This window comes from Chryseobacterium sp. YR221, assembly GCF_900176315.1.
Taxonomy (GTDB): Bacteria; Bacteroidota; Bacteroidia; order Flavobacteriales; family Weeksellaceae; genus Chryseobacterium; species Chryseobacterium rhizosphaerae.
The window spans coordinates 803,282-824,870 of the sequence record NZ_FWXM01000002.1 but is presented as its reverse complement, the minus strand read 5'-3'; the positions used below and the strand labels follow the sequence as shown (position 1 = coordinate 824,870).

Sequence of the window (21,589 nt, the reverse complement as noted above, 5' to 3'; positions counted from 1 at the left end):
TGTTAAATTTGGAAAAAATATATAAAATATCTAAGAATAATTATTATTTTAAAATCGTATTAATTTTTCTTTATCAAAAAAAAGCAAAATGTTTAATTAAGACTCTTGCATTTTAATTAATTTTGCCTTTAATTTACACCCTGTAAAAATTTAAAACAATATAATTTAGTTAAATATGGAAATGAATGTTTCAAAAAATGATGAGCAAGTAGTTGCTAGAAAAGCGGGAGGTTTAAATCCAGCTGTTATTATTCCTATTCTATTTGCTATAGGAATTTGTATTTATTTATTCGTTCTTGGTAACCCAGGAAACTTTAAAGATGCAGACAAACTAGGTAGTGGTTCTGTAGCTTTCTCAAGTGTTGAAGGAAAAGACATTCACCCAGAGTCGTTTTTAGGTATTATCTACAAAGGAGGGGTTATTGTACCAATCTTGATTACTTTCATGATTACGGTAATTGTTTTCTCTTTTGAAAGATATTTCGTACTTGGTAAAGCTGCCGGAAAAGGAAACTTAGACAACTTCGTTGTACAAGTAAGAAGCTTACTAAACCAAAACAAAATTGATGAAGCTCTTGAAGAGTGCGACAGACAACAAGGTTCAGTAGGTAACGTAGTAAAAGAAGGTCTTACTACTTACAAAGCTCTTTCTCACGATACAACTTTAAATAAAGAGCAGAAAATGGTAGCTCTTAACAAAGCTATCGAAGAAGCTACTACTCTTGAGATGCCAATGCTTGAGAAAAACATGATGATCCTTTCTACTTTAGGTACGGTTGCTACGCTAATCGCACTTTTAGGAACGGTAATCGGGATGATCAAGGCATTCTTCGCATTAGGTTCAGGAGGAGGTACTCCAGATGCTGCTGCACTTTCTACAGGTATCTCTGAAGCATTGATTAACACAGCTTTAGGTATTGGTACTTCAGCAATCGCTATTATCCTTTACAACTTCTTTACTTCTAAAATTGATGGATTAACTTACAAGATCGACGAGATCTCTATGAGTATCCAACAGTCTTTTGCTGAATTCAACTAAGAATTAGCAAGGTATTTGCATTGGCAATTAAAAGAAGTTTAATTAAAAATATTTTATAATAATGGCGAGAGTCAAACCAAAAAGACATGGAGTAGTGACGGACATGACCGCGATGTGTGACGTTGCGTTCCTACTACTTACATTCTTTATCTTGACCACTCAGTTTAAAAAACCTGACGTGGAGCAGATTAAACCGCCATCTTCAATATCAGAGAAGTTACTTCCTGACGCAAGTTTGATGACTATCAACGCTACTCCAGACGGAAAATTTTATTTCCAGCCAGTAGAAAATGCATCAGAGAGATTACAGCTTTTAGACAAAATGGGCCAAAAGTATAATATTACTTTTGACAACAAACAAAAAGCATCATTTCAGAAAGTACAAGCTATTGGGGTTCCTATGAACCAACTGAAAAGCTATCTCGATTTGTCAGATGAGGAGCAGAAAAATTTCAAGAGTCCTAAAGGGATTCCTATGGATAGTACAAATAAGCAGTTAGTTGACTGGGTACAGCAGAGTTTGAGCGTAAATCCTGATTACAAATTAGCAATCAAGGGTGATGTTACGACTCAGTATCCTAAAGTTAAAAGCCTATTTGAAGGTTTAAGAGATATTGATTTTCTTAAATTCTGGTTGATTACATCACAAGAAGGTAAACCATAATATATCATTAGAAATGGCAGAAGTACAAGTACAGGAAAAAGGCGGCAAAGGCGGCAAAGTACGTTCCAAGAAGCAGAATACCAGAGTCGATATGACTCCTATGGTGGACTTGGGTTTTCTATTGATTACCTTCTTTATGTTCACAACCACATTTAGTAAACCGAATGTAATGGATTTGGGTCTTCCGGCTAAACCTAAAAAGGATCAACCGAAACCACCTCCAACAGAAATTAAACTTTCTAACTCAATTTCCTTATTATTGGGTAAAGACAATAGGATTTTTTGGCATCAGCAGGATAATACTTCTTTAACTGATCAGAATCTTAATGAAACTTCTTTCGATAGAGAAGGGATTAGAAAAGTAATTGAGCAGGCAAGAGCAAACGCGGCAGATAAAACGAAATTTACTGTTATTATCAAACCGACTGACGATGCTGTATATAAGAACTTTGTAGATATTCTTGACGAAATGGCAATTACCAAAAGTGAGCAATACGGGGTAACCGATGTGAAGCCTTGGGAGCTAGCCGTTTATAATAAGAAGGTTGGTAACTCTGGAGCTCCTGCAGCACCAGCAACAAAGTAATTTAACCATAAAATTGTAAAAATCTATGGCAGATGAAAATGTATACAATCAGAATCTTACTTTAGACGAGATTGTATTTGAAAATAGAAACAAGGAATATGGTGCCTACGATCTTAGACATCAGTATCCGAGACTTCTGACAAAATCATTTATTGTTGGAACGGCATTATTCCTGGTTGCGGCATTGTCTCCTTTTATTTATCTTACCATTAAGAGACTTACTGAGCCACCTAAGCAAGAAGTGAAGGCAGACTTGGTAGAAATTCTTCAGGAAGATAAAATTATTGAGCAGCCAAAAGAAGAAGAACCACCTCCACCACCTCCACCTCCAAAAGAAGAGGAGAAAATTGAGGTAATTCAGAACGTGGTTCCTGAGCCTGTAAAAGCTCCGAAAATTGAAACTCCACCACCACCGATTTCTAAGCAGTTGGAAACAACAACTGGTTTGAACAATCAGGAGGGGGTTAAAGCTCCGGCTTATACGCCACCACCGCCACCACCATCTACAGGTACTAAAGCTAGTACTGTGGAAGTAAAAGCGAATAATCCTAACGAGATCTACAAAGATGTAGACCAGTCTGCAGAATATCCTGGAGGTATGGGTGCACTAAGAAAGTTCTTAGGGGATAACTTCGATACTTCTCTAATGGAAGGAGGTGAAGGTACGCTTAAAGCTAAGCTTAAGTTCGTTGTAGAAAGAGACGGAACTGTTTCTGGTGTTACCATTGAAGAGAAATCTCCAAATGGCGACTTTAACAGTGAAGCGATTCGTGTAGTTAAGAAACTTAAAAAGTGGACTCCAGCGAAAAGAAATGGAGAAAGCGTTAGATCTTACTATAGCGTTCCATTTACTATGAACTTTGAATAATTAGACTTATTTATTCATAATATAAATAAAAAGAGAGGCATATGCTTCTCTTTTTATTTTTTTTGTATTTTTGTTACATGATGTTCAATTGGTTATCCCTGGTTACGGGATTGTTTTATATCGTTTTAGGAATTGTAGTCATTATCTATAAATTCTTTTTTACAATTTTGGAACCTGCTATTGCCTATGCAATGGGAACTGTTCTGATTATTTATGGAATTTTCAGGATTTACAGGGCGATTTCAAAAATTAAAAAATCGAAGAATGAAGAATAGTTTTAAGATTGTAGTTGTTTTTATTCTGAGTATAATGCTCATCAACTGCAAAAAGGAAGAGAAATCTCCGTCTTACAATAAAGGTGACCTTACAATTTTTACTGACGAATCTTTTCAAAGTGTTACAGAAGCATTAGCCGACGGCTACATGATCAATTATCCGGAAACACGTATTAAAGTTGCTACAAAAAAAGAGGATTTAGGCCTTCTTGACCTCCTGAATGGGAAGGCAAAGGTTATTGTAATGTCGAGAAACCTGACTACAGAGGAAGTGAAAACTTACGAAGAGAGAACTGATTTAAAGTTCTTACCCTCAAAGTTTGCAGCGGACGCAGTGGTTTTCGTAGTTCCTAAAAATTCTCCCAAGGAAAGCATTTCAATGGAAGAGATTAATGAGGGAATGTTATCAGAGAACAAAAATTTTATTTTCGATGGTACGAATTCCAGTAATTTGAATTTTGTTGCTGAAAAGCTGAAAAAACAGCCGAAAGATCTTAAGTTTTCAATTATCCCCGGGAATAAGAAAATTATAGAAGAATTGGGTCAGTATCCTGATAAAATTGGAGTGGTGGGATTAAATACCTTTAGCCGCCCTTACGATAAAGCTTCTGAAAAATTAAGAGAAATGGTTAAGGTGCTTCCTGTAGTACAGAAAGGGAAGCAGTATACTCCTGATTTTGAAGGGCTTCGTTCAATGGAATATCCATTTACAAGAGTTCTTTATTTTCTGGCAAATGAAGGTAATTTTAACATCGCTAACGGATTTATGAGATTTTCATGTACTCATTTGGGGCAGAAAATTGTTCAGAAAGAAGGTTTACAGCCTTATAACGTATACCGTAGAGAGGTACAAATGCGTTAAAAATTATTAAATTCACAATATACCCTATCAAAAAGTATTATTTTGGTCTGAAAATTGTGTAGAATATAACTCAAATATTTAGAAATATAAAATGAAAGATATAATGAATATGAATGTAAAGAAAATTGCTTTTGGAGCAGCTGTGGTATTTTTTGCCGGTTTTACCTCTGCACAAACACTGCAGGATGGTATCAACAGTATAGACAGTGATAAATTTGCTCAGGCAAAAACTAACTTCACTGACATGATCACTAAAGAGCCTACTGCTGAGAACTACTTCTATTTAGGAAATACTTTCTTAAGACAGGGTGAACCGGACTATGCTAAAGCTATTGAAAGCTTTAACAAAGGGGTAGCTGCTGACGGAAAGAGTTATCTTAACAAGATTGGTTTAGCTGCTGTAAAACTAGGTAAAGGTGATAAAAGTGCTATTGCTGAAATTCAGAAAGTAGTAACCGATTCAAGAGAAAAAGATGCTGAAGTACTGTTCAGAGCTGCTGAAGCATTAACATTATTTGAAAAAAACAGTTCTCCTGATCTTGCTATTCAGTTCCTGACTAAAGCGATTGAAAAAGCAGAGAAAAAAGGAGTTCCTGCACATTACTACTATACATTAGGAGATGCTTACAGACTGAAAAGAATGCCGGGAGATGCTATGTCAGCATATGATAAAGCATTACCATTGGCTAAGAACAAAGCGTCTGTTTATACGAGAATGGCTACCTTATGGATGGCTGCTCAACAATGGCAACAAGCTAAGCAGAACATTGATAAAGCTATCGGTGTAGATGCTACTTATGCACCTGCCTATAAAGCGCTTGCATCTTACGATATCAGATATCAGCAAAATGCTAAGGCTACACAAGATCTTATCAACTATACAAAATATGCTGATGAAGATCCATATACTCAGTTAGAAATTGCTAAATTATATTTCACTAACGAAGATTATACAAACTCTAAAACAGTATTGGATAAAATCTTTGATAAAATTGAAGATCCTATCAAATTCAAATTAAGAGCTTACCAGTCTTATGCTGATGGAAACTATGCTGAAGCAAAACAAAATATGGATACTTTTGTTTCTCAGGCAGAAAAAACAAGAGTATTACCTGCAGATCAAGGTTTACAGGGACTTATTGCTGCTGGATTAGCAAAAACAGAAACTGATGCTGCTAAAAAATCTGCTTTAACTACTGAATCTCAACAAAAAATTGCTATTGCAAAAGCTGCTAAAGATGAGACCATGAAGTGGGATCTTGAATTAGCTAATATTGCAGGAGGTGGTGGTGCTTCTCAGGCAGAAGCGGATAAAGGACCAACTAACCCGACTATTGAAGGTTTGAAAAAGCAAGTTGCAGCTAATGCTCAGGATTCTGATGCTTTATTTAAATTAGCAACCGCTTATCAGGATGTTAAAAACTGGAATGGAGCAATTCTTACTTGGCAGAAAATGAGTGCACTTCTTCCAGATTGGGCACCTGCTTATTACAGCCAGGGATATTCTTACCAACAGGCTGGAAATAACGAGGCAGCAAAAATTGCTTACGAGAAGTTTATTTCTACTGTGAAACCTGCTGATCAGGAAGCTAACAAGCAAACTCTAGCTTATGCTTATTTTGCTGTAGCGTACATGAATAAAGATTCTGATGCTGCAAAAGCTAAAGATTATGTAGCAAAATCATTACAGCTTGATCCTACATATCAGGATGCTGTAAAATTAAATGCAGAAATCAATAAGTAATTTAAAATTTAAATTATAGATATTAAAACTTCCCATTCGTAATGTTTGGGAGGTTTTTATTTTAAACCTTATCTTTGAATACATGAAAACTGATATACTTGCTTTTGGAGCACATCCTGATGACGTAGAATTAGGCTGTGGCGGAACTATTGCTAAAATGGTTTCTGAAGGAAAAAAATGTGTTGTTGTAGATCTTACAAGAGGAGAACTCGGAACAAGAGGTACAGATGAAACAAGAAAAGCGGAAGCAGCAGACGCTGCCAGGATTTTAGGTCTTTCTGCAAGAGAGAACCTAGGAATGAAAGATGGATTTCTTGTCAATTCTGAAGAGTATCAGATGAGGATCGTAAAAATGATCCGCAAATACCGCCCGGAAATCGTTTTAGCTAATGCCATTGATGATAGACATCCGGACCATGCAAAAGGAGCGAAATTAGTGTCGGATGCGTGCTTTTTGTCCGGACTGAGAAAAATTGAAACAGTAGAGGAGGGCGAGAACCAGGAAGTCTGGAGACCCAAGCATGTTTTTCATTATATTCAATGGAAAGATATCAAACCGGAATTTGTAATTGATATCTCAGAACATCTTGACAAAAAACTTGCAGCGTGTATGGCTTATAAAACTCAGTTTTATGACCCCACTTCTAAGGAACCTGAAACTCCAATTACAACAAAAGACTTTTATGAGAGCTTAACTTACCGTGCACAGGATTTAGGACGTTTATCGGGAGTTGCTTATGCTGAGGGATTTACGTCTGAGAAGTTAATTGCAATGAAAAATTTTGAAGGAATTGTTTGGTAATTAAAAAATCTTTCCTATATTTGCACTCACAAAACGGTGATTGTAGCTCAGTTGGTTAGAGCGTCGGATTGTGGTTCCGAAGGTCGGGGGTTCGAGACCCCTCATTCACCCAAGAAAAGTACACTTTTTAAAAGTGTACTTTTTTATTTTATACCTGTTTCTAAGGTTCAATAAAAGTGGTTTTTTCTTTTTTCTGAGAATATTTTACCCACAATCTATTCATATTCTTCACATCAACGCTCAAAAAGGGTATTACCTGTAACGGAGTTGTTGTTTTTAGCGGGCTAATAATATAAGTAAGTGATCAAATAATCGATATAGAGGAACGGGCTTTAGCCCGTTTTTTATTATCAATACTCAAGTCAACGGCTTTAGCCAAAACATAGGATTAAAACAATCTGCATTTAAAAATTTTCGCTCTGCTTTTCTTGATATTCATCATAAAATCTCAAATTGATCCAATAGCACTGCAAAATTTTCCTATATTTAATCACACTAAGTTCAAATATGGAAATAAAGGTCACTGTAAAGCAGTTGGGGAAAAAACACCCTGTTCTTTCGGAACAAAAAATTGAGATCAATTACGAGGATTCACACATTACATTACAGCATTTATTACAACTGGTTGTTCAGCAGCAAGTGGAGGCATTCAATGCACAATCATTTGAGCTGGAAGATGAAGACTATACTAAAACTCCTCAGGATCATTATCTCAATATTCTTACAGATACCGGAAAAGCAGGTTTTGGAAGTATTTATAACTTAAAAAAGGCGGATGTAGACAAAGCGCAGGAAAATGTTATTCAGGCTTTTGAAGACGGAATGTTTGCTGTGTTTTATAATGATGAACAGCTGGAAGACCTTTCTCAAACCATAGACTTAAGTTTACAATTTACCTTTGCTTTCATCAGGCTTACATTTCTGGCAGGAAGTTACTGGTAATCTATTTATACTAAACATCAAAAAACATGGAAATCAACGAAAAGTTAGAATCAAAAAAGGTTATAACAAATTATTATGAAAAAGTAAGAAAAGACCTGATAGAGCAATCAGAAAAAGGGACGTCTACTCAGATATTTCCTGATAGACCTTTGCTTAAGAAAGAAGTTGCAGAATTAGGCTTATTGCTGAGTGGAAAACCTAATTCTTATGAGATTGTAACTTTAGGTTCCAAAACTTCTGAAAAACTTAAAGACTATATAAAATCTGATCTCTGGGAAGATCAGGACTACTATAATTTATTGGTTTATTTCTTTGGGGATGACGCAGATCTGGTAAAATATGTATGGAATAAAATGCCATATAAAATGTATCAGACAGGGTATTATCGACGTTCGTTTCGGGCTCCTCATCAGGAAGAATATATACTACTGAATCAGATTAATTTAATAAGAAGTCTCTTACGTCTTCCGCAGCGGAATGCTTATAATCAGGAATTTTATAACCTTTCATTAGAGGAGCAGATTATATATGACAGTGAAGTATCTAATAATAGCAGCCAGTTCTATATATGGTCGGCAGCTATTGATACGGGGAATACGGCCATTTATCAGTTGATTGAAGATATTATATTCAATAAACATACTCAGGGAAAAGTATCTTTGAATATTATCAAAGCTTTGCTCAACAGTGAACAGAAGCATTGTTGGGAACTGGTGGAGAAACTTTTGCTTGCTGCCCAGCGTCAGGAAGGATTACGCCAGACGATATTAGAAGCCCTGGATGAAACAAGTATAGGTGCTTTGGAATATATGACCCATGTCATTGTAGAGCATAAACTCACTCGTTTTTCATCGGTTGTTCGGGCGGTAGATACCTGGACGGGCTTAGGATGGGAAGCAGAGAAAGAATCTGTGGTAAAAAATATTGTATCATTGGCTCATACCTATTTCAAAAATCCTGAACTGATTCCTGATGCTATAAAAAGCAAGGATAATAATGAGGTTTATATGGCACTTTGGGTACAGGCGGTATGGGATGTGGAAAAAACCGTACCTTATCTGCATCAGTTGTTTGAGAAAGGTAATGAGGAAAAAAAATGTTTGGCAATTAAATTTGCGATAGAAACGCAGAATCCTTACATTCAGATGCCTCTGTATTATAAAGCCGTGCTGGAAGGGGATATGCAGGTATTGGCGTTCACCGGGCAGCCGCTTTCAGAATTATTAAGTGCCAATACAAAATCTAAATTTTTTATCAATAATAAAGATTATCCGGACTTTTTTGAGAAACTGCATGAGCTGACTCAAAAAATCGAGATAAAAGAAAAGAAATTTGAAGGAAAAGTATTCTCCTGGCTGAAGACTACGTTTAAAAAGAGCGATTTATATGCTTCCATGTTTTATCTGGTAGGAGAAGACAGCCATAAACTGGAGGTGATACTTTCTTATTTTGATCAGTTTGATCTTTCCTTACGGGAGCTGCTTACCCGAAATATTCTAGGGGATTTTTACTGTTATTCTTTATCTTATAATATCGGTAAACAGAAGAAAAATACGATAACCCCTTTTCAAAAAGAGTTTGCCTTTAAGATTATAAAAGATAGGGGTGAATCTCTGATCGCTTCGGGAATCAATGTTCTGCATCAGAATCCTTTACATAAAGAGGAAGTAATGATCTTTTTCGATATGTTTAAAAGAAAGGGCGGAACTCTCCGTAAAAAACTTATAGAACTGGTGATTACACAGGAGGATGCCGAAATCACTCCTTTGATTGATGAACTCACAGCTAAAGGGGATATCGAGCAGCGGGCGGCTTCTTTAGATATGATGCTTCAACTTCAGAAAGAGAAGAGATTGTCTGCTCAGATTTCTCGATGGACACAGCAATATACCGAAAGGGTAAAGGTATCCGAAAGAGAACAGAGTTTGCTGGATCAGCTTCATCCTTCAGATGATAAAAAAATACTTTCTGCTGAAAACGGATTTGGGTTTTATGACCCTTCTGTGATCTCAAAATATGCGTTACCAGCAGTGGAAGCGAATTCGGTATATGCACAGGCCGTTAAAACAGATAAATATGGATTTTCAAAGCCTCTGACCCAAGTAAAAGAAGAATTAAAAAAACTTAATGATATATTTCTGCAGCATAAAGACTATGAGTATGAATCTGAAGACTGGAGTGGTTCAGTAACAGTTGAACTGATGGGAAATACTTTCCGTCAGATAAAAACTAATACCGATGGATTTACTCCACAACAGCTCGCTGACAATTATCCTTTGTCTGAAGTCTGGGAACAATGGTATAAAGATTCTGGATTAGAGCCCAGAGACCTGTTTTTACTGACCTTTGCAGATACTTGTGACCGGAAAGTATTCAGGGACTTTTTGGAAGATTATGTATTTTATAATCAGGGTGTTATTCCTAATCCTACAAAAGGAAACTATCACTGGGATAATGCGATTAATAAAATTCTTTACTCACTGCAGCATCTATTTGTATTTGAGGAAAAAGTAGATTTCTTACTGGACGCCTGCAGTACATTGTTTGCTCATCTTCCTGAAAATATTATTAATTATAAAGGAAAAGATAACAAAGACTATTATTACTCATATCAAGGAAATGGCTGGCAGCAACTGTCTTTCTTTGATGTGTTTTTAAGGGCGGTTCCGTTGAAAAATCTTACCGAAGAACAACATCTCAAACAATGGAATTTATACCGATGGATGCAGTATAATGGATTGCAGGAAAATATAACAAATAGTGTTCCTCCCTTCCATATATTCTGTAAAGCCTATGAGTTGAAAGCCATTACCCGAGAAGAGCTTTATGAGGGAATCCTCACTGCTGATTCTGCAATCAGGGACCTTACCATCACCAAATTCTATCATCATAATGAGAAATATCTCGAGGTATTTCCGTTCTTAAAACCGATGATTGAAGAAATACAGGATAAATTCCTGGATATAGAGCTTATTCGTGGGGATGTCAACACAGCTGTTTCTCATTTTGTACAGCAGTTTCAGACGATATATGGAGCACATCGTTTTATTCAGCTTCTGAAAGGATTAGGGAAGTCCGGGTTATATGCCAATTATATATACAGCTATACTGGGGAAAGTATGACAAAGCAGAAGCTCTTTTCCTGGCTTATTTCGAATTGCTATCCTTTGGAAAATGATACACAGGAAGCATTTAACGAGATGGTGAAAAAAGAAAAGATTACAGAACTTCGCCTGATACAGGCTGCAGTATATGCACCGCAATGGCAAAAGCTGATAAGTAATTATTTGGGTTGGAAAGGTTTGGATTCGGCGATCTGGTGGATGCATGCCCATACAAAAACAGGAGCTTATGAAGCACAGAATGCAAAACTGGAAAGCGAAGTTGCAAAATATTCCTCAGTAGATATTCAGGAGTTTAAGGATGGAGCCGTGGATAAAGATTGGTTTACAAAAGCTTACAAAGAGCTAGGTAAAGCAAGATGGGAGATGCTTTATGAATCTGCTAAATATATATCTGATGGAAACGGACACCGACGGGCGAGGCTTTATTCCGACACACTGGCTGGCAGCTTAAAAATAAAAGAAGTAACGACAAAGGTAAAAGACAAGCGTGATCAGGATTATCTCCGTGTATATGGACTGGTACCGTTGAGTAAAACCAATCCTGAAAAAGATGTCCTGAACCGTTATGAATACATCCAGCAGTTCAAAAAAGAAAGTAAGGAATTTGGCTCTATGAAGCAGTCGAGTGAGGCTCTGGCTATTCGGGTAGCATTAGAAAACTTAGCCCGAAATGCAGGGTATCCTGATCCGATAAGGCTGACCTGGGCTATGGAAACCAAACAAATTCAGAATCTTTTATCAAAAGAAACACAGGTTACCATTGACGGAGTTACAGTAGGCTTAATTATAGAAGACAATGGTAAAGCAGAGCTTGTGGTATTCAGAGATGATAAGCAGCTGAAATCTATTCCGCCAAAGATTAAAAAAGATAAAGCTATCATAGAACTTGGGAACTACCGTAAAATCATGCGTGAACAATGGATGCGTTCCCGAAAAGGATTGGAGGAAGCAATGATCAGGGGAGATGAGTTCTTTTTTGCTGAAATCAAGAAACTTTTTGAACATCCTGTTATTGTAAAGCATTTAGAGAAACTGGTATTTATTTCCAATGATCATAAAATCGGATTTTTCCATGATGGAAACCTGATCAATACGGATGGTGAAATACAGGAATTAAATGAGCATCATACTTTGCGTATCGCTCATTGTGTAGATTTTCATCAGCATTCAGTCTGGAATGATTACCAGCATTACTGTTTTAAAGAAAAGCTTATTCAGCCATTCAAACAGATTTTCAGAGAGCTGTATGTTCCTACCCCTGACGAATTGAAAGAAAAATCTGTATCCCGTCGTTACGCAGGACATCAGATCCAGCCCAAGCAGACTTTAGCTTTGCTTAAAACACGTGGGTGGAAAGTAGATTATGAAGAAGGCTTACAGAAAGTGTATCATAAGGAAGGGTTCCAGGTCAAGCTTTATGCAATGGCCGATTGGTTTTCACCTGCCGATATAGAAAGCCCGACATTGGAAACGATAGAATTTCATTCTTTAAAAGATGCTAAGAATATTCCTTTTGAAGAGATCAGTCCAAGACTGTTCTCAGAAGTAATGCGTGATGTGGATCTGGTTGTCTCGGTAGCTCATGTGGGAGGTGTAGATCCGGAAGCCAGTCAGTCTTCTATTGAAATGCGGACTGTACTGATGAAAGAAACGGCTCGTTTATTTAAACTTGAGAATATAAAGATTGAAGGTTCACACGTATTGATAAAAGGGAGCTTGGCCGAATATAGTGTGCATTTGGGAAGTGCTGTAGTGCATCAGGTTCCCGGACATTATCTTTCCATACTTCCTGTTCATTCTCAGCATAGAGGCAGGCTGTTTTTACCTTTTGCAGATGATGATCCGAAATCTGCTGAAGTATTATCTAAAGTACTGTTACTATCTAAAGATAATGAAATACAGGATCCAACGATACTTTCACAGATAAAACGGGAGTACGTATAAAATACAGAAAGTACACTTTTCAAAGGTGTACTTTTTTGTTTTTTCAAACTTTACATTTGCTAAGCCATAAGCCATAAGCCATAAGCCATAAGCCATAAGCCATAAGCCCAATTTTTCACACAAAAAAAGCATCCTTTTTCAGATGCTTGTGTTTTTAGATATTCTTTTTTAAACTTCGTCGTCAGAATCAATCGTAAAAGATTTGCTTTTGAAGTCTTTGTCATGTTTTTCAGAAATTACATCCTCCCCCTTTTCATTAATGATGAAATCTGTGGACTCATTAAACATCTCCTGAAAACTTTTAAAATCTTCCTTATAAAGGTAAATTTTATGCTTCTCGAATGTAGCTTCCCCATTCTCTCCGAAATTTTTCTTACTCTCAGTGATTGTAAGATAATAATCTCCTGCTTTCGTCTCGCGCACATCAAAGAAATAAGTTCTTCTCCCTGCTTTTAACACCTTAGTGAAAATTTCATTTTCATGGCGTTCCTTGTATTCACTCATTGTTAGATATTTTTTAATCTTGTTAAGAACAAATATAAAAGAATTCTTTTAATCACAAAATTTTTTTTATGATTTATTTAACAATTGAGAACGAAACGGCTAAGCGGTTACAGAATTGGCAATTTCCGTGAGGTTGATGATTTTGTCTGCTTTTTGAGCGCTAGACTCTCTGTGTGTGATAATTATGGAAGTAGCATTGCCTATTTTTTTATCAATATTTTCAAGAATATTCTGCTCGGTCTCTGTATCCAAAGCCGATAAAGAATCGTCAAAAATAATGATATTTGGGTCCTTAATTAAAGCTCTGGCAATACAAATTCTTTGCTTTTGACCTCCCGAAAGCATGACTCCACGTTCACCCACCAGTGTTTTATATTGGTCTTTAAACTCGACAATATTTTTGTGAACATCGGCAATCTGAGCATATTCTACCACTTTTTGGTGAGAGGGATGATCTATAGCAAAACCAATGTTGTTTTCGATAGAATCAGAGAATAAATAGCTTTCCTGAGGAATGTATCCTATAAAATCTCTGTAGTTGCTGAGATTGTGTTCTTTAAGGTTTTTACCGTCAATAAGAATCTCACCTTCTGTAGGATCTATCAGCCTGCATAGAAGAAGGGCTATGGTAGATTTTCCACTTCCTGTTTTCCCCATAATAGCTAAGGATTCTCCAGCATTAATGGTGAAACTCAGGTTGTCTAGTGCTTTGATTCCCGTATTTGGATATACATAAGAAACATTTCTAAACTCAATACTGCCCTGGATGGGATAATTTTCAAAATTTGAATTTACAATTTCAGATTTCTTATCCATAAATTCATTAATCCTCTGCATAGAAGCTTCAGCTCTCTGGTTCACCGAAGTAACCCAGCCAACCATGGAGAATGGAAAAATTAAAGTATTGATGTACATGAAGAAATCGGCAATTTTTCCTATACTTAATTCTCCTGCAATGTATTTTTCACCACCAATCCAGATAACGGCAACATTCAGTAATCCGATTACAAATAAAATAATAGTAAAGAAATAGGCTTCAGTTTTGGCAAGATCCAAAGCTTTGTTCTGGTAATCTGTTACCTTGATTCCGTAATTGTTTTTGATGTATTTTTCTCTTGCAAAAAACTTTACCACACGGATTCCTGAAAAGCTATCCTGAACAAAAGTTGAAATGGCAGACTGGCTTTTCTGCATCACTTTAGACTTTTTATTGATAATGGAACTTACTTTATAGATAGCATAAGATAGTATCGGAAGCGGCAACAATGTCCATAAAGTCATGGACGCATCTGTTTTCACCATATAAATAGAAGTGATGACAACCAGGACAATGAGGTTTGCTACATACATGACACCAGGTCCTAGATACATCCTTACGGCTACAACATCTTCACTTAACCGGTTCATTAAATCTCCGATGGTGGTTTGTTTATAATCCGTTAAAGATAAATCCTGATAATGTCGGTAGATTTTATTTTTAAGTTCATATTCAATTCTTCTGGAAGCAACAATAATTGTCTGCCTCATCATGAAGGTGAAAAATCCAGTCAATAGGGAACACCCCACAATGATAGCAACATAAATAAGAACCTGGTTATTGAAGCCAAGATTCCCGTTTTTAGTGAGTTCATCCACGGATTTACCTACAAACTGAACTTTATAAATATTAAAAAAGTTACTGGCAATGATAAATAGTACTCCCCAAAACAATAGTATTTTGTGTTTCCAAAAATAAGGGTTTAAGGTTTTTAGAGCTTTCATATAGTTTTACAAAATTACGAAAATGTCATCACACTACGAATTTCATCAATTTTAAATTTTGTATCTTTGCAGGCATAAAAAAGCTCTTTGAATGTTAGGAAGACGACAAATCCGTGAAAAATTAGTACAAACAGTGTATTCGTACTATCAAAATCCTGTAAAGTTTGATGTTTTAGAGAAAAACATGTTCGCTGGAATAGAGAAAATCTATCATCTTTACATCTATCAGCTGAATTTTTTGGTGGCACTAAAAGATTTGGCAGAGCATCAGATCGAAATCGGGAAAAATAAGTATCTGAAGACAGATGCTGATATTAACCCTAACCAAAAATTCATCAACAATCAAGTATTAAAGAAGCTGGAAGAAAATCCTGAGAGATTATTTTTCACAGGCCAGCACAAGCAGTTGAAATGGGATATGCACGATGATTTGTTGGTAAAGACTTTCCAAAGAATTACAGCAGGAAAACGTTATCAGGATTTTATGAAAGAAGATGGATATTCTTTTGAGGCTGATCAGAAGTTTATCGGTAAATTATTCCTTAGATATATCGCAGAAAACGATGATTTTCATGATTATTTAGGAGATAAAGAACTTTCTTGGTATGATGATATTCATATTGCCAATTCAATGGTTCAGAAAACCATCGGTTTCCTGAGAGAAGATGAAGAAAGCAGAACTTTAATTAAGATGATTAAAGATGAAGAAGATAAAAGTTTCGCTTCTAAATTATTGAGAGATACTCTGAATAACTGGGAAAATAACGAGAAAAAGCTGGAAGAGAGACTTGAAAACTGGGATTTGGAGAGAGTTTCTTTAATGGATAAAGTTATTTTGTCAACTGCAATTTCAGAGCTGGATAATTTTGCGTTTACGCCTTCAAGAGTGATTATTAACGAATATATTGAAATTGCAAAAGTATTTGCGACAGACCGTTCCAATATTTTTGTTAATGGTATTTTAGATAAATATTGTAAAGATCAAAATAGAATATAAAATGAAAAAGACGTTATCAATTATCGCCTTATCTATCATAGGCCTGGGATTAGTTTCTTGTAAAAAAGAAAACAAAGAAGTTCAAAGTGCTGAAACAGTAGCTGTTGATTCTACAGCTATAACAACTCCTGCAACGGCAGATTCTACAGCAACTCCTGCAACAGGTGAAGCTGCTGCTCCTGCTTCTAATGAACCTTCTACTTCTATCGCTTTATCTGAAAGCAACTTCGATTTTGGAAAAATCAAAAAAGGAGATAAAGTAGAACACGTTTACGAAGTAACTAACACTGGGAAAAATCCATTGGTTATTTCTGAAGTTAAGCCTGGATGCGGATGTACAGCTCCTGACTTCACAAAAGAACCTATCATGCCAGGTAAAAAAGGGAAGATTACATTACATTTCGACTCTTCAAACTTCGATGGAAACGTTCAGAAGTATGCCGATGTTTTTGCAAATGTGGAGAAAGCTCCAATCAAATTAACGTTCACTGCGAACATCCAACCATAATTAAAAAAATATGTTGACATTATTTTTACAAGCACAACCACAAGGATCTTCATCTATGATGCTGATCATGATGGGAGTGATGTTTGTAGGGTTTTATTTCTTAATGATAAGACCTCAGATGAGAAAACAAAAACAGGAGAAGAATTTCCAGGAAAATCTAAAAGTAGGAACAAGAGTTGTGCTTACTTCAGGACTTCACGGAAGAATTGCTCAGGTTCAGGATGACGGTTTTGTTATCGAAACATTATCAGGAAAACTGAAATTCGAAAAAGCGGCTATCTCAAGAGAAATGACAGAAACCCGTTTCGGAGATAAAGCAAAAGCTGCTGATAAAACAGCAGACAAAAAAGAAATAGAAACTGAAGAAAAGAAATAATTCGGTTTGAAAATATGCAGAATCGGCGGGTGAACGAAGTTCACCCGCTGATTCTCTTTTATAGAATATACTAAGCCGTCTATAATACATAATAGTTATTTGGCAACCATTCATTTTCATTTTGAAAAAAGAAATTATCTTTGCCAAATGGATCAAAACGCAAATAAAACTGTTCTTATTTTAGGAGCCAATTCAGATGTCGCGAAACAATGCATCAAGCAATATATTGAAAAAGGACTTTCTGTAATTGCGGCTTCCAGAAATACCCGATCTCTGGAAGATTTTATCTCTGAGAATAATTTGGATCAAACTAAAATTGCCGTTTTATCTTTTGATGCCGCAGATTTTAATTCCCATCAGAAATTTTACGATCAACTTCCTGTAAAACCTCATATAGTAGTTTATGCTGCTGGTTTCCTGGTAGATAATGAAAGAGCATTAGCTGACTTTAGCGGGGCTAAACAAATGATGGAGGTCAATTATATGGGAGCTGTTTCCATTCTCAGCATTATTGCAATGGATCAAAGCAATAAACACCTGGAAAGAATGGTAGGACTCTCCTCATTATCCGGTGTAAGAGGAAGAAAAAGCAATTTTGTATATGGAAGTACAAAAGCTGCCTTTACTCAGTATCTGGCGGGTTTAAGACAGGAATTGGCTTCCAGAAAAATCATTGTCAATGCATTGGTCATTGGATATATCAGAACAAAAATTAATGACGGATTACAGCTTAATGAGTCCTTGATTATGGAGCCTGATTATGTGGCAGGATATATTGTCAATGCTGGCAATTCCTTTACTATTGTTCCAAATTTTAAATGGAAAATGATTTATCATATTCTCAGACTTCTGCCGGAAGGTTTAGTCGCTAAATTGCCGTAATGTTTTGAATATTAGCATTCAAAACGGTCCGTGTAATGAATGTTTTTATTATTTTTTCTGTCTGTTATGTATAATAATAAGCACCTTATTTCTTTAAAAGGGGAGTTCGGTATCCTCTTTGCTATTATAAAACCCAAAATTATTTCTTCGTACCAAGATTCAATTTTTGAAATGATCATTGAGTAAGCCAAACCATTCTGTTTCGCAATCAATTTATATTCATGGATAATACTTTTTCTTTAGCTCGAAAGGGCTAGGGCCTGTTTCTTTTTGGAAACCGGATGATGTTATACTCATTTTCATTTTAAATCTTGTACAAGAAGCCCATAACAGATATACAAATACTAAAATAAGCAGCAGACAAATGAACGATTTAGAATTAAACAACATTCAGCAACACTGGGATTCTTTACTATCTTCAGCCATTTCATGGACACCAAGAATTATCACAGCAGTAATTTCTGCAATACTGATCTACCTGATTGGTTCATGGATGATAAGAATGATTAAAAAGCTGGTTGCAAAAGCGTTTAAAAAACGTAATATGGAAGCTTCTTTACAGCTTTTCCTTTTAAATATTATTAATTGGGGGCTTAATATTCTTCTTTTTATAGTGGTTGTTACCCAATTGGGAGTACAGACCTCAGCTTTTGTGGCGATGATTGGTGCAGCCGGTTTGGCAGTAGGTCTGGCATTACAGGGATCACTAACCAATTTTGCAGGTGGAATTCTTATTTTACTGTTAAAACCATTTAAAATAGGAGACTTTATTTCTACCAACTCCGGTGTTTCAGGAACCGTTGAGGCTATCGATATTTTTCATACCAAGCTGATTACCCCACAAAACCAATTAATTGTTATCCCGAATGGGGTAGTTTCCAATAACAGCATTACCAATTTTACCCAATTAGGATCCCGAAGAACTTCTTTGGATATAGGAGTAGCGTATGATGCAGATCTTAAACAGACCAAAGAAATATTAATGAGGGTGATCAATAACAACCAATATGCCTTTACAGAACCTGCCCCACAGGTAATGGTGACAGAACTTGGTGACAGTGCTGTAAACTTATCTGTAAGAGTGACCACCTCTAATGAGAATTTCTGGAAAATGAATGAGGAACTGATTATCAACTGTAAAGAAGCTCTTGATAAGGCAGGAATAGGAATCCCTTTTCCACAGAGAGATATTCATGTTTACAATAAATAAAAGGCATAAAATCTTAAAAAAAACCTGCATTGCTAACAATGCAGGTTTTTTATTTTTTCTTTGACTTAGCTTTATGTTTCAAAAAGCTAAGAATCTCGGCATATTGATCAGTTTCTTCTTCACTGATAACGTAGATAAAGGGAGTTCCTATTTCAACTTGAATCAAAATAATGTTACCGGAAACTTCATAAGTGATTTTTTTCCAAATACTTCTTACATCATACTGTTCACCTTTGATATAAAAGTTTTCCTCATCAAAATATAATTCTGTGACAGGATGATACCCTTTTAATTCATCAATATGCTTATTTATCTTAGTGGAGTAGGTTATCTTTTGATAATAAAAGTTAATAAGATAAAAAATGCAGGTAAGGCCTAAAAATACAATGACAAATTGTAAGAAGTTGTATCTGGTTTTATTGCCCAGAAGGCTATCAAAAATGAAAATGATAAATAATACATAAAAGAAGTTTCGTAAAATAGTAGGCATTTTCTTTTTCCATGAATAATAGAAATACGTCCAAAGTTGTTTACGAATAATCTTCTCATTAAAATTTACTTGAATTCTAAGAGTGTTTTCCATGATTATAGTTTTCGGCAAAAATATCAAAATTATTCAATATTCTGCATAGTATCCAAAGCCTTTATCATATCAATACCCTTAGCCAGAACCGGTTTAAACAAATCTCCTTTTCCCTTTATCCTATCCAGGGCATTATCAATATTAAAATCAGTAGGTTGCAATCCCGGTTTGAGCTCATTCCATTCCAATGGCATGGAGACAGATGCTCCTTGTTTGGGTCTTATGCTATAGGCACTGGCCAAAGTCTGTCCGGTTCTGTTTTGAAGATAATCCAGATAGATTTTTTTGTTATCCCTTTTTTGAAGGCTCCTTTCTATGGTGGTAATCTTTGGGAGCTTTTCATTGACCTGTTTCATGAGTATATGAGCGAAATCTTTTACCTGGTCGAATTCATATTTTCCACCCATAGGAATATAAATGTGAATCCCTGTACTCCCTGAAGTTTTGCAATAGCCTTTTACTGTAATAGATTGTAAGATCTCATTCACCTGAAGGGCGGTCTCAATAACCTCATCAAATGTGTTCTTTGATGACGGGTCGAGATCCAAAACCAGATAATCCGGATGCTCAAGATCCGGCAGAGAGCTATTCCATGGATTGAAATCAATACACCCTAAATTATTGAGATATGCCAACGTTGCCTGATCATTACAGTAGATATAATCAATGTATTTATCATTGGATTCCGAGTACACCTTTGTTGTTTTGATCCAGTCAGGGATATGATCTCCGGCGTCTTTCTGATAAAAGCCCTGCTCTTCTATTCCGTTGGGAAAACGGTTGAGAGACAAAGGCCTGTTTTTCAGGTAAGGTAAAATATAGTCTGCGACAGATTGGTAATAAGAGATTACATCCCCCTTGGTAATACCATCTTTTGGAAAATATATTTTATCCTGATGAGTGAGTTTTATATGATGCTTATTCAGTATGAGTTCAGTTTCTTTTTCAGAAGTTTCCTTTTTTCTGGAAGTTGTTTTTGTTTTCATTCCTTTAGATTTTTCGTTTTGACTGTTCTTCAGCAGACTTTTAATTTCTTCAGGTTCTTTATCCTCACGAATGGTGATAAAAACCGGATGCCGGAAAATTCCGTCTTTAGTAATCTCAGAATATTTGATTTCACACACCAGTTCAGGTGTAATCCATGTTACGGGCATATTCGTTTTGGGAATTATTTCAAAAGGTGAAATCCTGACTGTTAATTTTTGAAGTCTTTTGTAAAGTTCCTGCAATGAATTTTTATTGAATCCTGTTCCTGTATGGCCGCAATAGGTGAGTTTTTGATCAATATACTTCCCTAAAATCAGGGCTCCAAAACCCTGGCGTGAGCCTCTTGGTTCAGTGAAACCACAAATAATAGCTTCATCCGTATTGGTGAATTTTATTTTAAGCCAGTCACTGGTTCTTTGATTTTCGATATATGGGCTGTCAGCCCGTTTGGCAATCATTCCCTCCAGTTTCATTTTTTTCATTTGGTTAAAAAACGCAATACCTTTTTCAGGAATATGATCACAGTAGACAATGGTTTCAGTTTCAACCAGCGCTTCTTTTAAAAGCTCTTTTCGCTGAATAAGGGGCAATTCCTCTGTGGAGTGGCCATTTAGCCACAGAATGTCGAAAACCTGATAAACAAGACTTAGACTGGGAGTATCACCAATTTGCTGTAAAAGCTGAAAACTGGGTTTTCCCTTGTGGTCATATGCTACAATTTCCCCATCCAGGATCATATGATGCTTTTGTCTTACGAAATCACGCGCTACCCTTTCAAATTTTGATAAGAATGAAATTCCGTTTCTGGAGTAGAATAGGGGGGCTTTATGGCGGAGGTCCGCGATTGCTCTGTAGCCATCCCATTTTATTTCAAAAACCCAGTCTTTATCATTAAAAGCATTTTCCGAAAGCTTCGCCAGCATAGGTTTT

Annotated in this window: 19 protein-coding genes and 1 tRNA gene; 16 read left to right on the top strand and 4 right to left on the bottom strand. The window is 36.1% G+C overall.

Annotation, left to right across the window (positions count from 1 at the left end; genetic code table 11):
- Positions 1-175: 175 nt before the first annotated feature.
- The 11 genes from B8967_RS08730 (at position 176) to B8967_RS08680 (ending at position 12,851) form a co-directional block, all read left to right on the top strand.
- A complete protein-coding gene (locus B8967_RS08730; protein ID WP_047488818.1) occupies positions 176-1,039 on the top strand; it encodes a MotA/TolQ/ExbB proton channel family protein in 864 nt (287 codons plus the stop codon).
- A 61-nt stretch (positions 1,040-1,100) separates the two neighbouring features.
- Entirely contained in the window at positions 1,101-1,703 is a 603-nt protein-coding gene (locus tag B8967_RS08725; RefSeq protein ID WP_047488820.1) for an ExbD/TolR family protein, read from the top strand.
- Between the two features lie 13 nt (positions 1,704-1,716).
- The gene (locus B8967_RS08720) at positions 1,717-2,289 is read left to right on the top strand and encodes an ExbD/TolR family protein (protein ID WP_047488822.1); all 573 of its coding nucleotides are present in this window, start codon (positions 1,717-1,719) and stop codon (positions 2,287-2,289) included.
- Positions 2,290-2,314: 25 nt separating this feature from the next.
- Positions 2,315-3,157, top strand: coding sequence for an energy transducer TonB (locus B8967_RS08715; RefSeq protein ID WP_047488826.1), 843 nt, complete (start codon positions 2,315-2,317; stop codon positions 3,155-3,157).
- A gap of 77 nt (positions 3,158-3,234) precedes the next feature.
- Positions 3,235-3,432: a DUF308 domain-containing protein gene (locus tag B8967_RS08710; protein ID WP_174772373.1), complete on the top strand. Its 198-nt coding sequence runs from the start codon at positions 3,235-3,237 to the stop codon at positions 3,430-3,432.
- A complete protein-coding gene (locus tag B8967_RS08705) occupies positions 3,422-4,294 on the top strand; it encodes a PstS family phosphate ABC transporter substrate-binding protein (protein WP_047488833.1) in 873 nt (290 codons plus the stop codon). Before B8967_RS08710 ends, B8967_RS08705 begins: the two co-directional genes overlap by 11 nt.
- A gap of 91 nt (positions 4,295-4,385) precedes the next feature.
- Positions 4,386-6,038 carry a tetratricopeptide repeat protein gene (locus B8967_RS08700; RefSeq protein ID WP_047488837.1) on the top strand — a complete coding sequence of 551 codons (1,653 nt, stop codon included), beginning with the start codon at positions 4,386-4,388 and terminating at the stop codon, positions 6,036-6,038.
- A gap of 82 nt (positions 6,039-6,120) precedes the next feature.
- Positions 6,121-6,840, top strand: coding sequence for a bacillithiol biosynthesis deacetylase BshB1 (gene bshB1 / locus B8967_RS08695; protein ID WP_084085735.1), 720 nt, complete (start codon positions 6,121-6,123; stop codon positions 6,838-6,840).
- Positions 6,841-6,875: 35 nt separating this feature from the next.
- Positions 6,876-6,951: transfer RNA gene (locus tag B8967_RS08690), tRNA-His, on the top strand.
- A gap of 396 nt (positions 6,952-7,347) precedes the next feature.
- On the top strand, positions 7,348-7,782 hold the full coding sequence (locus B8967_RS08685) for a hypothetical protein (protein ID WP_052188606.1): 435 nt from the start codon (positions 7,348-7,350) through the stop codon (positions 7,780-7,782).
- Between the two features lie 26 nt (positions 7,783-7,808).
- On the top strand, positions 7,809-12,851 hold the full coding sequence (locus tag B8967_RS08680) for a DUF4132 domain-containing protein (protein WP_084085734.1): 5,043 nt from the start codon (positions 7,809-7,811) through the stop codon (positions 12,849-12,851).
- Positions 12,852-13,019: 168 nt separating this feature from the next.
- Here the strand turns inward: B8967_RS08680 and B8967_RS08675 are convergent, their stop codons facing one another.
- Positions 13,020-13,355 carry a DUF3276 family protein gene (locus B8967_RS08675; protein ID WP_034701927.1) on the bottom strand — a complete coding sequence of 112 codons (336 nt, stop codon included), beginning with the start codon at positions 13,353-13,355 and terminating at the stop codon, positions 13,020-13,022.
- A 99-nt stretch (positions 13,356-13,454) separates the two neighbouring features.
- Positions 13,455-15,116, bottom strand: a complete 1,662-nt coding sequence (locus B8967_RS08670) for an ABC transporter ATP-binding protein (RefSeq protein WP_084085733.1) — start codon at positions 15,114-15,116, stop codon at positions 13,455-13,457.
- Between the two features lie 91 nt (positions 15,117-15,207).
- Here B8967_RS08670 and B8967_RS08665 point away from each other — a divergent pair, with 91 nt between their 5' ends.
- The 5 genes from B8967_RS08665 to B8967_RS08645 all read left to right on the top strand — a co-directional run bounded on the left by B8967_RS08665 (position 15,208) and on the right by B8967_RS08645 (position 19,089).
- Entirely contained in the window at positions 15,208-16,113 is a 906-nt protein-coding gene (locus tag B8967_RS08665) for a transcription antitermination protein NusB (RefSeq protein WP_047488851.1), read from the top strand.
- Position 16,114: 1 nt separating this feature from the next.
- A complete protein-coding gene (locus B8967_RS08660; protein WP_047488854.1) occupies positions 16,115-16,621 on the top strand; it encodes a DUF1573 domain-containing protein in 507 nt (168 codons plus the stop codon).
- A gap of 10 nt (positions 16,622-16,631) precedes the next feature.
- Positions 16,632-16,997, top strand: coding sequence for a preprotein translocase subunit YajC (yajC, locus tag B8967_RS08655; RefSeq protein WP_047488858.1), 366 nt, complete (start codon positions 16,632-16,634; stop codon positions 16,995-16,997).
- Between the two features lie 147 nt (positions 16,998-17,144).
- Positions 17,145-17,879 (top strand): SDR family NAD(P)-dependent oxidoreductase, encoded by a 735-nt coding sequence (locus tag B8967_RS08650; RefSeq protein ID WP_084085732.1) that lies wholly within the window; start codon positions 17,145-17,147, stop codon positions 17,877-17,879.
- Positions 17,880-18,243: 364 nt separating this feature from the next.
- A complete protein-coding gene (locus B8967_RS08645; RefSeq protein ID WP_047488865.1) occupies positions 18,244-19,089 on the top strand; it encodes a mechanosensitive ion channel family protein in 846 nt (281 codons plus the stop codon).
- A gap of 49 nt (positions 19,090-19,138) precedes the next feature.
- Here B8967_RS08645 and B8967_RS08640 read toward each other — a convergent pair whose 3' ends face one another.
- Positions 19,139-19,672, bottom strand: coding sequence for a hypothetical protein (locus B8967_RS08640; protein WP_047488868.1), 534 nt, complete (start codon positions 19,670-19,672; stop codon positions 19,139-19,141).
- 29 nt (positions 19,673-19,701) lie between these two features.
- Complete coding sequence (gene ligD / locus B8967_RS08635) at positions 19,702-21,582, bottom strand: DNA ligase D (protein ID WP_084085731.1); 1,881 nt, start codon at positions 21,580-21,582, stop codon at positions 19,702-19,704.
- Positions 21,583-21,589: the final 7 nt, after the last annotated feature.